General features: G+C 64.0%; 14 protein-coding genes. 11 read left to right on the top strand and 3 right to left on the bottom strand.

Annotated features, from left to right (window positions below; genetic code table 11):
- The first annotated feature begins 136 nt into the window (after positions 1–136).
- The 5 genes from NHH88_31320 to NHH88_31300 are packed head-to-tail and all read left to right on the top strand — an operon-like array spanning position 137 to position 3,095.
- Positions 137–790, top strand: coding sequence for an outer membrane protein assembly factor BamE (locus tag NHH88_31320; GenBank protein USX14076.1), 654 nt, complete (start codon positions 137–139; stop codon positions 788–790).
- Positions 791–800: 10 nt separating this feature from the next.
- Positions 801–1,610, top strand: a complete 810-nt coding sequence (gene dapB / locus NHH88_31315) for a 4-hydroxy-tetrahydrodipicolinate reductase (GenBank protein ID USX14075.1) — start codon at positions 801–803, stop codon at positions 1,608–1,610.
- Complete coding sequence (locus tag NHH88_31310) at positions 1,607–2,293, top strand: MotA/TolQ/ExbB proton channel family protein (GenBank protein ID USX14074.1); 687 nt, start codon at positions 1,607–1,609, stop codon at positions 2,291–2,293. The genes dapB and NHH88_31310 overlap by 4 nt, the downstream gene beginning before the upstream one ends.
- 44 nt (positions 2,294–2,337) lie before the next feature.
- On the top strand, positions 2,338–2,769 hold the full coding sequence (locus NHH88_31305; GenBank protein ID USX14073.1) for a biopolymer transporter ExbD: 432 nt from the start codon (positions 2,338–2,340) through the stop codon (positions 2,767–2,769).
- Entirely contained in the window at positions 2,769–3,095 is a 327-nt protein-coding gene (locus NHH88_31300; protein ID USX14072.1) for a barstar family protein, read from the top strand. The genes NHH88_31305 and NHH88_31300 overlap by 1 nt, the downstream gene beginning before the upstream one ends.
- Before the next feature lie 91 nt (positions 3,096–3,186).
- Here the strand turns inward: NHH88_31300 and map are convergent, their stop codons facing one another.
- The 3 genes from map to NHH88_31285 all read right to left on the bottom strand — a co-directional run bounded on the left by map (position 3,187) and on the right by NHH88_31285 (position 5,428).
- Positions 3,187–3,996 (bottom strand): type I methionyl aminopeptidase, encoded by an 810-nt coding sequence (map, locus tag NHH88_31295; GenBank protein USX14071.1) that lies wholly within the window; start codon positions 3,994–3,996, stop codon positions 3,187–3,189.
- A gap of 213 nt (positions 3,997–4,209) precedes the next feature.
- Positions 4,210–4,581, bottom strand: coding sequence for a VOC family protein (locus NHH88_31290; GenBank protein ID USX14070.1), 372 nt, complete (start codon positions 4,579–4,581; stop codon positions 4,210–4,212).
- Positions 4,582–4,663: 82 nt separating this feature from the next.
- A complete protein-coding gene (locus NHH88_31285; GenBank protein USX14069.1) occupies positions 4,664–5,428 on the bottom strand; it encodes a helix-turn-helix domain-containing protein in 765 nt (254 codons plus the stop codon).
- Positions 5,429–5,535: 107 nt separating this feature from the next.
- Between NHH88_31285 and leuS the strand changes: the two genes are divergently transcribed.
- The 6 genes from leuS to NHH88_31255 are packed head-to-tail and all read left to right on the top strand — an operon-like array spanning position 5,536 to position 12,196.
- A complete protein-coding gene (gene leuS, locus NHH88_31280) occupies positions 5,536–8,178 on the top strand; it encodes a leucine--tRNA ligase (GenBank protein ID USX14068.1) in 2,643 nt (880 codons plus the stop codon).
- Between the two features lie 31 nt (positions 8,179–8,209).
- Complete coding sequence (gene lptE, locus NHH88_31275) at positions 8,210–8,824, top strand: LPS assembly lipoprotein LptE (protein USX14067.1); 615 nt, start codon at positions 8,210–8,212, stop codon at positions 8,822–8,824.
- 10 nt (positions 8,825–8,834) lie between these two features.
- Positions 8,835–9,851 carry a DNA polymerase III subunit delta gene (gene holA, locus NHH88_31270; GenBank protein ID USX14066.1) on the top strand — a complete coding sequence of 339 codons (1,017 nt, stop codon included), beginning with the start codon at positions 8,835–8,837 and terminating at the stop codon, positions 9,849–9,851.
- 34 nt (positions 9,852–9,885) lie between these two features.
- The gene (locus NHH88_31265; GenBank protein ID USX14065.1) at positions 9,886–11,157 is read left to right on the top strand and encodes a glutamate-5-semialdehyde dehydrogenase; all 1,272 of its coding nucleotides are present in this window, start codon (positions 9,886–9,888) and stop codon (positions 11,155–11,157) included.
- Between the two features lie 9 nt (positions 11,158–11,166).
- A complete protein-coding gene (locus NHH88_31260) occupies positions 11,167–11,583 on the top strand; it encodes a CopD family protein (GenBank protein ID USX14064.1) in 417 nt (138 codons plus the stop codon).
- A 10-nt stretch (positions 11,584–11,593) separates the two neighbouring features.
- The gene (locus tag NHH88_31255; protein USX14063.1) at positions 11,594–12,196 is read left to right on the top strand and encodes a 2-hydroxychromene-2-carboxylate isomerase; all 603 of its coding nucleotides are present in this window, start codon (positions 11,594–11,596) and stop codon (positions 12,194–12,196) included.
- The last annotated feature ends 36 nt before the right edge of the window (positions 12,197–12,232 follow it).

Below are 12,232 nucleotides of genomic sequence, written 5' to 3'. Positions count from 1 at the left end.
TTGCAAAACAAGGACATATCCCCGGTTTTACAGGATAATGCTGTCACTTCGCGTGCCCGCGCGGCCCCATCTCGCACCATGTGCTTTATGATATAGCGTTTTTCGGCATTTCCGCTTGACCAGATTGAGGACACTTATGCGCGTCACCCCGGCTTTATTGCAGTCTTTGTCGCACCGTTTTACCCGCCGTGCTCCGTTGCTCGCAGGCGCCGTCTGCGTCGCGCTGGCCGCCGGCGGCTGTGCTTCCAACACCACCCTGGGCGAGAAATCGAACCAGGTCAAGGAAACCGGGACCACCCTGGACGCCAGCAAGGGCGCGCAAACGACCACCATCACCCCGCTGCAAAAGTTTATGTGGTTCTTCTCGCCATACCGTCCTGATATCCAGCAAGGCAACTTTGTATCTGAGGAAATGTTGGCGCAATTGAAAGTCGGCATGACGCGCGACCAGGTCCGCTTCATCTTCGGCACCGCGCTGCTGACCGACCCGTTCCACGCCAACCGCTGGGACTACGCGTTCCGCATGGCCAAGGGCAACGGCGAAGTCACCACCAGCCGCGTCATCGTCTTCTTCGACAACGACGGCAAGGTCGCGCGCTGGGAAGGCGGCAACCTGCCGACCGAAAAAGAATACATCGCCCGCATCGCCGGCCCGGCGCCGAAGATCAAGAAAAATCCGGACGCCCCCGACAACAAGCCTGCGTCGAGCGTGCCGCCGCCCACCAACTCGGGCAGCGACAACGCCGCGCCCGCGCCGGTTGGCGTGACGGTGGGTAACCAGAACAGATAAGGAAGCACGCATGACCGCAATGAATATCGCCATCGCCGGCGCGAGTGGCCGCATGGGCCGCATCCTGATCGAAGCCGTCGAGGCCGCGCCGGACGCGCGCCTGGCCGGCGCCCTGGACCGCGCCGGTTCGGCCGGCGTCGGCAGCGACGCCGCCGCCTTCCTCGGCAAGCCGGGCGGGGTGCTGGTGCAGTCGGACCTGTCGCAAGGCCTGGCAGGCGCCCAGTACCTGATCGACTTCACCCGTCCCGAAGGCACGCTCGAGCACTTGGCTTATTGCGCCGAGCACGGCATCAAACTGGTCATCGGCACCACCGGTTTCGACGACGCCGGCAAGGCCGCCATCGCCGAAGCGGCCAAGAAAACCGCGATCGTGTTCTCGCCCAATTTCAGCGTCGGCGTCAACGTCACGATGAAGCTGCTCGAGCAGGCCGCCAAGGCGCTGTCGACCGGCTACGACATCGAAGTGATCGAGGCGCACCACCGCTTCAAGGTCGACGCGCCGTCCGGCACCGCCCTCAAGATGGGCGAAGTGATCGCCGACGCCCTGGGCCGCGACTTGAAAGAGTGCGCCGTCTACGCGCGCGAAGGCGTGACCGGCGAGCGCGATCCATCGTCGATCGGCTTTGCCACCATCCGTGGCGGCGACATCGTCGGCGACCACACCGTGCTGTTCGCCGGCATCGGTGAGCGCATCGAAATCAGCCACAAATCGAGCAGCCGCGCGACCTACGCGCACGGCGCGCTGCGCGCCTGCCGCTTCCTGGCCGACAAGCCGACCGGTTTGTTCGACATGTATGACGTGCTGTCGCTGAACGGATGACGCCCGCCGTCGCCAACCAGTTCACCCTGGCCCATTACTGGGAGCAGGGCGACGGCATCAGCCACGCGGTGGCGTTCGTGCTGCTGGCGATGTCGCTGGTGAGCTGGTTCTTCATCCTGTCGAAGGCCTTCGCGGCCTGGCGCGTGCGCCGCAGCTCCCCGGCCGTGCAGGCCTTCTGGGAAGCGCCGACGATGGGGGACGGCGTGGCCGCGCTGGAACTGGCGGACCCGGAAAAAATCTACCTGCCGCTGGCGCAACAGGGCGCCGCGCACATCAAAGTGGCCGAGCGCCAGTCGCTGGGCGGCGAGATGGACCGCGCCGCGCAAGTCACGCGCGTGCTGCGGGTGGCGATCCAGCGTTCGACCAACCGTCTCGAAGGCGGCCTGACCGTGCTGGCGTCGATCGGCGCGACCGCGCCGTTCGTCGGCCTGCTGGGCACCGTCTGGGGCATTTACCACGCGCTGGCCAATGTCTCGGCCAGCGGCACCGTGCAAATCGACAAAGTGGCCGGCCCGGTCGGCGAGGCGCTCGTCATGACCGCCATCGGCCTGACGGTGGCGATTCCGGCGGTGCTGGCGTTTAACGCCTTCAACCGCGTCAACCGCCTGACCCTGGCGGAACTGGACGCGTTCGCGCACGACCTGCACGCCTATCTGACGACCGGCGCGCGCGCCGGCAAATAGTCGCGCAAGTAAGTACCCACTCTCAATCTGACTCGGGAGCAAGCATGAGCTTTGGCGCATTCAACCACCACCGCCAGCCGGGCCCGATGGCCGACATCAACGTTACGCCGATGGTTGACGTGATGCTGGTGCTGCTGGTGATTTTCATCCTGGGCGCGCCGATGTTCACCAGCGCGGTTAAGCTCGACCTGCCGAAGGCGCAGGCGCCCACCAGCCAGCAGCAGGCCGAGGCGGCCACTGTCACCCTGGCCATCGACGGCAAGGGCAAGATTTTCTGGAACAACGAGCCGCTCGAACGGGAGGCGCTGGAGGCGCGCCTGGTCGAAGCGGCCAAGCAGGACCCGCAGCCGGAGCTGCAACTGCGCGCCGACAAGGACACCCGCTATGAAGTGGTGGCGCAGGTGATGGCGGCGGCGCAGACCAATGGATTAACGAAACTGGGTTTTGTCACCGACCCGAAGAAAGAGCAAAAATAATGGCAACCGCAGAATTGAACGGCGCGGCGATCACCGACATGGGCAGCTTCCACGCGGCCTGCAAGGCGGCGATGGGCTTTCCCGACACGTATGGCGCGACGATGGACGCGTGGGTCGATTGCCTGAGCTATCTGCGCGACGACGACGGCATGAGCAAATTCCGCCTCAAGCCCAACGAGGTGCTGGAGATCGTCATCAAGGACGCCGCGGCGCTGAAAACCGCCGCGCCGGATATCCTGGAAGAGGTGACGTACTGCGTGGCCGGCATCAACGAGCGGTATGAGGATTACGGCGAGAAGCCGGCCTTGAAGCTGACGCTGAAATAAAACCCGCACCGCCAGGCGCGAACGGCGCCGCAGTCGCGGGTATGGGGTCGGACCCAACGGGTCCGACCCCGGTGTGGCCCGGGGTTAAAACTCAACCGACAATCGGGATCTGCGCCTTGGCGCCGGTCTCGCCGGGCGCCAGGGTCAACACCTCGAACCCGGTCTCGGTCACCAACACCATATGCTCCCACTGCGCCGACAGCGATTTGTCGCGCGTCTCGACGGTCCAGCCGTCGTCCAGTTCCTTCGTGGCCGCGCGGCCGGCGTTGATCATCGGCTCGATCGTAAACAGCATGCCCGGCTTGAGCACCACACCCTGGCCCGGACGGCCGTAATGGGTCACCTGCGGCTCCTCGTGGTAGACCTGGCCGATACCGTGGCCGCAATAATCGAGCACCACGCTGAAGCCGGCCTTCTCGGCCACCGTCTGGATCGCGAAACCGACGTCGCCCAGGGTCGCGCGCGGCTTGACGGCGCGGATGCCGGCCCACATCGCCGCGTACGTCGTCTCGACCAGCTTGCGCGCCGCCTTCGACGGCTCGCCGACGTAGTACATGCGGCTGGTGTCGCCGTGCCAGCCATCCTTGATGACGGCGACGTCGATGTTGATGATGTCGCCGTCCTTCAGCACTTCCTCCGGCGAGGGGATGCCGTGGCAGACCACGTGGTTGATCGAGCTGCAGACGGTGGCCGGGAAGCCGCCGTAGCCGACGTTGGCGGGGATGACCTTCTGCACGTTGACGATGTAGTCGTTGCACAGCTGGTCGAGGTAGGCTGTCGTCACGCCGGCCTTGATGTGCGGGCCGATCATCGTCAGCACGTCGGCCGCCAGCTGGGCGGCGACGCGCGCCATAACGATTTGTTCGGGCGACTTGATCATATTGGCGTTACGGCGGGACATGGACTACCTCTTTCTTTTCGAAGGGGCATAGTGTGCCACAAACTGGCCCCAAAGCCGAAACCACGGAATCATCAAACCACTGAAACACGTAGGGCGGATTAGCGTAGCGTAATCGGCCAATGCGTGCTTCGTCGGCGGCTCACACATGGCCGATTACGGCGTTCCGCCTAATCCGCCCTACGTGGAGCTGTGGCGATTCATAGCGCGCTGGCCTTAGCGTACTTCTTTGACGTCGAAATGCGGGTTGTAAATCAGGCACAGCAAATTGCCGAACGGGTCCGCCAACTCGACCGTTTTGATGTTCTCGCCGACGTCCTCGATGGCGCCTTCGACGGTGGCGCCCAGCGCCACGATGCGGTCGGCTTCCGCCTGGATGTCGTCGACGCCCCAGTACACCATGCTGCCGGCCTTGGCGGCGGTGAACTTATCGCTCGGGATCAATCCCAGTTCAAAGCCACCGACGCTGAAGCCGACATAAAAAGGCTGGTCGAAGTAGGGCGCGGTATCGAACACCTTCGCGTACCACTCCTTGGCGGCGGCCAGGTCGGCCACCGGATAAACCAGCGTGCGCAGTCCCTTGATCATGATGATAGTCTCCGTAACGATGTCGAAAACACCATCTTGGCATAGATGCGGCGCCGGCGATTGTAAAAATGGAAGCTGGAGCCTAGGCGGTGCTTAAAAAGCGTTCCGGCGCGCTGCCGGCGAATTCCTGGAAATCGTGGATCAGGTGCGACTGGTCGAAGTAGCCGCAATCGAGCGCCAGCCGCGCCCAATCCGGCGACGGCGCCGCCTTGAGTGCCGCCGTGGCCCGGCGGAAGCGGCAAATGCGCGCGTACAGCTTGGGCGACAGCCCGACCCGCGTGCGGAACTGCGCGCCCAGGTGCTGGCGCGAGACGCCCAAGCGCGCCGCCAGATCGTCGATCCGCACACCGCCACCGCTGGTGTCGATGGCGCTGACCGCGCGCAGAATCAGCGCCTCGCCGGTGGAGGCGGCCGAATCGGCCTGGCGCAGCCGCCGCAATAACTGCGTTTCAATTAATGCAATGCGTTCGCGGTCGGTCAACTCTTTGGTCCACAGCGCGTCGGCCAGCCGGTCGGCATCGCTGCGCACCCACAGCAGGTCGATATCGGCCCGCTGATCGGTCAGCGCGTGCAGCGGCGTCGCCAGAAACGCCCCGGCGGCCCCCGGCTTGAAGCGCACCGCCACCGTGCCCACCGGCCCGGCGCTCGCCACCAGAATGGCGCTGCTCATCATGCCAACGGCGAAAGCCGGCCGGCCGCCGTCCTGCCACAGGATGTCGATGCAGTTGTCGGGCAGCACCCGGTGCGTATGCGCGCGCCCGGGCGCGACGGAGGGCACGCGCGCGGTCCACATGCAGTCGACATGGGCGCTTAAAGCCGGGTGGGGAGGGTATTCGCGGTAAAGCATGCGGTTATCTTACCGTCCGGACGGGGCCAAGGGGCCACTCTCGTGCGCTGGAGGCGGTTGAGCCAGTATAATGTCCGGTTCATATTCCTTTTTGGCCGCACACCATCATGCAAGATAAATATAGTCCCGCCGACGTAGAATCAGCCGCGCAATCCCACTGGAAGGCCATCGACGCCTATAAAGCCGTCGAGCACGACCCGCGTTTCCCGAAAGGGAAGTACTACGCCTGTTCGATGCTGCCTTACCCATCGGGCAAGCTGCACATGGGCCACGTCCGCAACTATACGATCAACGACGTGATGTACCGCTACCTGCGCATGAACGGCTACAACGTGCTGATGCCGATGGGCTGGGACGCGTTCGGCATGCCGGCGGAAAACGCGGCGATGGCCAATAACGTGCCGCCGGCGCAGTGGACCTATTCGAACATCGCCCACATGCGCGAGCAGATGGAGTCCATGGGCCTAGCGATCGACTGGTCGCGCGAAATGACCGCCTGCAAACCGGAATACTACAAGTGGAACCAGTGGATGTTCCTGAAGATGCTCGAAAAAGGCATCATCTACAAAAAGACCGGCACCGTGAACTGGGACCCGATCGACCAGACCGTGCTGGCCAACGAGCAGGTCATCGACGGCCGCGGCTGGCGTTCGGGCGCGCTGATCGAAAAGCGCGAGATCCCGATGTACTACGCCCGCATCACCGACTACGCCGACGAGCTGCTGGAACACGTCGACAACAAGCTGCCGGGCTGGCCGGAGCGCGTGCGCACCATGCAGGCCAACTGGATCGGCAAGTCGACCGGCGTTCGCTTCGCCTTCCCGCACGAGATCAAGGACGCCTCGGGCGCCCTGATCGGCGACGGCAAAATGTATGTCTTCACCACCCGCCCGGACACCATCATGGGCGTGACCTTCTGCGCCGTGGCGGCCGAGCATCCGCTGGCAATCCACGCCGCGCAGACCAATCCTGAACTGGCGGCCTTCAACGCCGAGTGCAAACTGGGTTCCGTGATCGAGGCCGACATGGCGACGATGGAGAAGAAGGGCATGCCGACCGGCCTGTTCGTCACCCATCCGCTGACCGGCGAGCAGGTCGAGGTCTGGGTCGGCAACTACGTGTTGATCACCTACGGCGACGGCGCCGTCATGGGCGTGCCGGCGCACGACGAGCGCGATTTCGCCTTCGCCAAAAAGTACAACCTGCCGATCAAGCAGGTGATTCAGGCCGAAGGCCAGGAATTCTCGACCGAGGCCTGGCAGGAGTGGTACGGCGACAAGACCGTCTCCATCGTGACCAACTCGGGCAAGTACGACGGCTTGTCCTACGCCGACGCGGTCGAGGCGGTGGCCGCCGACATGGCCGCCAAGGGCCTGGGCGAGAAGAAGATCACCTTCCGCCTGCGCGACTGGGGTATCTCGCGCCAGCGCTACTGGGGCACGCCTATCCCGATGATCAACTGCGCCGATTGCGGCTCGGTGCCGGTGCCGGAAAAAGACCTGCCGGTGGTGCTGCCGGAAGACTGCGTGCCGGACGGCAGCGGCAATCCGCTGAACAAATACGAAGCCTTCCTCAAATGCGACTGCCCGCAGTGCGGCAAGCCTGCGCGCCGCGAGACCGATACGATGGACACCTTCGTCGACTCGTCGTGGTACTACATGCGCTATACGTCGCCGGGCGCCAACGAATCCATGGTCGATGAGCGCAACGATTACTGGATGCCGATGGACCAGTACATCGGCGGCATCGAGCACGCCGTGCTGCACCTGTTGTACGCGCGCTTCTGGACCAAGGTGATGCGCGACTTCGGCATCGTCAAGTTCGACGAGCCGTTCACCAACCTGCTCACGCAGGGCATGGTGCTGAACGAAACCTACTTCCGCGAGGACGAAGCGGGCAAGAAGACCTGGTTCAATCCGGCCGACGTCGAAGTGACCCTGGACGACAAGGGCCGTCCGCAAGGCGCCGTGTCGAAGGACGACGGCCAGCCGGTGCAGATCGGCGGCACCGAGAAGATGTCTAAGTCGAAGAACAACGGCATCGACCCGGCCGCGCAGATCGGCCAGTACGGCGCCGACACCGCGCGCCTGTTCACGATGTTCGCCTCGCCGCCGGAACAAACGCTGGAATGGTCGGGCAGCGGCGTCGAAGGCGCCAACCGCTTCCTGCGCCGCGTGTGGGCGTTCGGCTACGCACAGGCGTCGCGCATTGAAGCGGCGTTGAACGGTCCCGCAGCACCTGTCGCCACCGAGCCGCAGAAAACCCTGCGCCGCGAACTGCACAAGATCCTGCAGCAGGCCGACTATGACCTCAAGCGCATCCAGTACAACACCGTCGTTTCGGCATGCATGAAGATGCTCAACACGATCGAATCGGCAAAGCTGGACGACAGCGCCGAATCGAACGCGCTGGTGGCCGAGGGCTTCTCGATCTTCCTGCGTTTGCTGAACCCTGTCGCCCCCCACATCACCCACGTGCTGTGGGAGGAACTGGGCTACGCCAAGGCGCACGGCGACATCCTCAACGCGCAGTGGCCGCAGGTCGACCCGGCCGCGCTGGAGCAGGCAGAAATCGAGATGATGATCCAGGTGAACGGCAAGCTGCGCGGCAGCGTGGTCGTCGCCAAGGGCGCCGACAAGGCCACCATCGAGGCGGCGGCGCTGGCCAGCGAAGCGGTACAGAAATTCATCGAGGGCACGCCGAAGAAGATCATCGTCGTGCCGGGCAAATTGGTCAACATCGTTGTTTAACGGATTAACGGGCGGATTTCGGATGACTAACATGGCAAGCAGGTCCCGGTTGTTCCAGCGCGCGCGCTCCCACGCGCGCGTTTGCTCCCTCGTGCTGGCGTTGTCGCTGACGGTGTCGGCGTGCGGCTTCCACCTGCGCGGCGACGGCGGCCATTACACACTGCCGTTCCCGACAATGTATGTGGGACTGCCCGAGTCGTCGCCGCTGGCGGTCGATTTGAAGCGCAACATCAACGCCAACGGCAGCACCACCGTCGTCAAGACGGCGCAAGAAGCCGACGGCATCGTCGAGGTGATTTCCAATCCGGAGCACACCAAGAGCAAGACCATCCTGTCGCTGAACAGCAATGGCCGCGTGCGCCAGTACCTGCTTCAGTACAGCATCGTGTTCCGCGTGCTGGATAAGCAGGGCGCCGTGCTGCTGCCGCCGACGGCGATCTCGCTGAGCCGCCCGATCGACTTCAACGAAACCCAGTTGCTGGCCAAGGAGCAGGAAGAGGCCTTGCTGTACAAGGACATGCAGACCGACCTGGTACAGCAGATGATGCGCCGTATCGCCGCCATCAAATTGACGCGCATGTCGGTTCCCGCTTCTACTCCGAGTCCGGCGCCGACCCAATCGGCACCTGCCGTGCCGATCCTGTAAGGGCGCGTTTATGCAATTGCGGTTGGAAGCGCTGGACGGCCATTTGACGAAGTCGTTGTCCCAGTTGTACGTCATCACCAGCGACGAGCATCTGCTGGCGCTGGAGGCTGCCGACAAGATCCGCCGCGCCGCGCGCGCGCAGGGCTATTCGGAGCGCGACGTGCTGACCGTCGAGCGCAGCTTCAAGTGGGGCGAGCTGCTGGCGGCCAACCAGGCGCTGTCGCTGTTCGGCGATAAGAAGCTCATCGAGCTGCGCATCCCGACCGGAAAACCCGGCAAGGACGGCGGCGCGGCGCTGCAGAACTATGTGAAGGATCTGAGTCCGGACAACCTGACACTGATCACCCTGCCCAAGCTGGATTGGCAGACGCAGAAGGCGGCCTGGGTGGCGGCGCTGCAGCAGGCGGCGGTGTATATCGACATCGCGCAGATCGAACGGGCGCAGTTGCCCAACTGGATAGGCCAGCGCCTGGCCGCGCAAGGGCAAAGCGCGGACCGGCAAAGCGTCGACTTCATCGCCGACCGCGTCGAGGGCAACCTGCTGGCGGCGCACCAGGAGATCCAGAAACTGGCCTTGCTGCACGAGCCGGGCAAGCTGACCTACGAGCAGGTGCACGACGCGGTGCTCAACGTGGCGCGCTACGACGTGTTCAAGCTCAGTGAGGCGATGCTGTCGGGCGATCCGGCGCGGCTGGTGCGCATGCTCGAAGGCCTGAAAGGCGAGGGCGAGGCGCTGCCGTTGGTGCTGTGGGCGGTGTCCGAGGAGATCCGCACGCTATTGAAACTGAAGTCGGGCATGGCGCAGGGCAGGCCGCTCGGCGCGCTGCTCAAGGAATACCGCATCTGGGGGCCGAAAGAGCGCATGATGGACCCGGCGCTGCGGCGCATCTCGCTGCCGACGCTGGAGGCGGCGATGAAGGAAGCGGCGCAGGTGGACAAGATGATCAAGGGCCTGCGCGCCAAGGCGTACAACGGCGACGCCTGGGACGCCATGCTGCAGTTGGCGTTGAAAGTGGCGCGCGGCTAAAGTTTAAGAACGCAGTGAACATCGTGGGATGAACATGGATATCAAGCACTACATGGAACAACTGGGCCAGCAGGCGCGCAAGGCATCGCGCGCGATTGCCCGTGCCGACAGCGCCACGCGCAACCGCGCGCTGACCCTGATCGCCGACGCCATCGAACGCGACGCCGACCAGCTGCGCGCTGCCAATCAGCTCGACATGGACGCGGCGGCCGCCAACGGCCTGGCCCCGGCGATGCTGGACCGCCTGGCGCTGTCGGACAAAGCCATCGCCACAATGGTCGAGGGACTGCGCCAGATCGTCGCGCTGTCCGATCCCATCGGCGAGATCTCCGGTTTGAAATTCCGCCCGTCGGGCATCCAGGTCGGCCAGATGCGCGTGCCGCTGGGCGTGATCGGCATCATCTACGAATCGCGTCCCAATGTTACCGTCGACGCGGCGGGGCTGTGCATCAAGAGCGGCAACGCCACCATCCTGCGCGGCGGCTCGGAAGCGATCCATTGCAACCGCGCCCTGGCAAAACTGGTCAAGGAAGGCCTGGCCGGCGCCGGCCTGCCCGAAGACGGCGTGCAAGTGGTCGATACCACCGACCGCGCCGCCGTGGGTGCGCTGATCACCATGCCGGAGTATGTGGACGTGATCGTGCCGCGCGGCGGCAAGGGCCTGATCGCGCGCCTGATGGAAGAGGCGACCGTGCCGATGATCAAACACCTGGACGGCATCTGCCACGTCTACATCGACGCCAAGGCGGATCTGAAAAAGGCGGTGGACATCGGCTTCAACGCCAAGTGCCACCGCTACGGCACCTGCAACACGATGGAAACACTGCTGGTGGCGCGCGCGATCGCGCCGACGGTGCTGCCGCAACTGGCCTCACTGTACGCCACCAAGGAAGTCGAGTTGCGCGCCGATGCCGAAGCGCTGGCGATCCTGTCGGCGGCCGGCTACCCGCATCTGGCGGCCGCCACCGAGGAGGACTGGTCGACCGAGTACCTGGCCGCGATCCTGTCGGTGAAGATCGTCGACGGCATCGACGAGGCGATGGAGCACATCAACCGGTACTCGTCCAAGCACACGGAATCCATCATCACCGAGGACCACAGCGACGCCATGCGCTTCCTGCGCGAGGTCGATTCGGCGTCGGTGATGATCAACGCCTCGACGCGCTTCGCCGACGGCTTCGAATATGGCCTGGGCGCCGAAATCGGCATCTCGAACGACAAGCTGCACGCGCGCGGCCCGGTCGGGCTGGAAGGTTTAACGTCGTTGAAATACGTGGTATTCGGTCACGGTGAAGTTCGTCAATAAAGGATAGCTATGCTCTGGATAAAGGCGCTGCACATTTTCTTCGTCATCTGCTGGATGGCCGGCGTGTTCTACCTGCCGCGCATCTTCGTCAACCTGGCGATGGAAACCAACGCCGCCACCACCGAGCGCCTGACGCTCATGGCGCGCAAGTTGTACCGGTTTTCGATGTGGTTGTCGGTGTTCGCCGTGGTGTTCGGCGCGATTTTGGTCTACATGCAGTACGGCGCGAAAATGCCGGGTTGGATGCACGCCAAGCTGCTGCTGGTGGCGCTGGTGGTCGGCTATCACCATGCCTGCGGTTCGCTCCTGAAGAAGTTCGAGAAGGGCGTCAGCACGCGCAGCCACAAGTGGTTCCGCGTCTTTAATGAAGTACCGGTGTTCATGTTGTTGGCCATCGTGATCCTGGTTGTCGTCAAACCGTTCTGATCGGAGCATCATGAGCAAAGTCTGTCAGTATTTTTTCGCCATTCACTCGCCGTGGACCTATCTGGGACATGAGCGCTTTATCGCGATGGCGCGCCAGCACGCGGTGCAAGTCGAGGTGCGTCCTTTCGACCTGGGCAAGGTGTTCGGCGTCTCCGGCGGCCTGCCGCTGGCCAAGCGCGCGCCGCAGCGCCAGGCCTACCGGCTGGTCGAACTGACCCGCTGGTCGGAGTTCCTCGGCGTGCCGATGAACGTGCAGCCGAAGTTTTTCCCGGTGTCGCCCGACCTGGCCAACCGCATGGTGATCGCCGCGCGCCTGACCCACGGCGTCGACGTCGCGCTGGAACTGGCCGGCGCCATCATGCGCGGCCTGTGGGCCGAAGAGAAGAACATCGGCGACGAGGACACCCTGGCGCAGATCGCCGGCGGCTGCGACCTCGATGGCCGCTCGCTGATCAAATCGTCGGAGACGGCCAGCGTGCAGGCCGAGTACGACCGCAACACCGAGGACGCCACCGCCGCCAATGTATTCGGCTCGCCGTGGTATGTGCTCGATGGGGAAAGCTTCTGGGGCCAGGACCGCCTGGACTTCCTGGAACGCGCAATGCAGAAGTAAAGCAGCACCGTAGCAAACGAAGTAACGGTTTTTGGT

Source organism: Oxalobacteraceae bacterium OTU3CAMAD1 (genome assembly GCA_024123915.1).
GTDB lineage: Bacteria > Pseudomonadota > Gammaproteobacteria > Burkholderiales > Burkholderiaceae_D > Rugamonas.
This window is presented reverse-complemented; position numbering and strand designations above follow the sequence as displayed.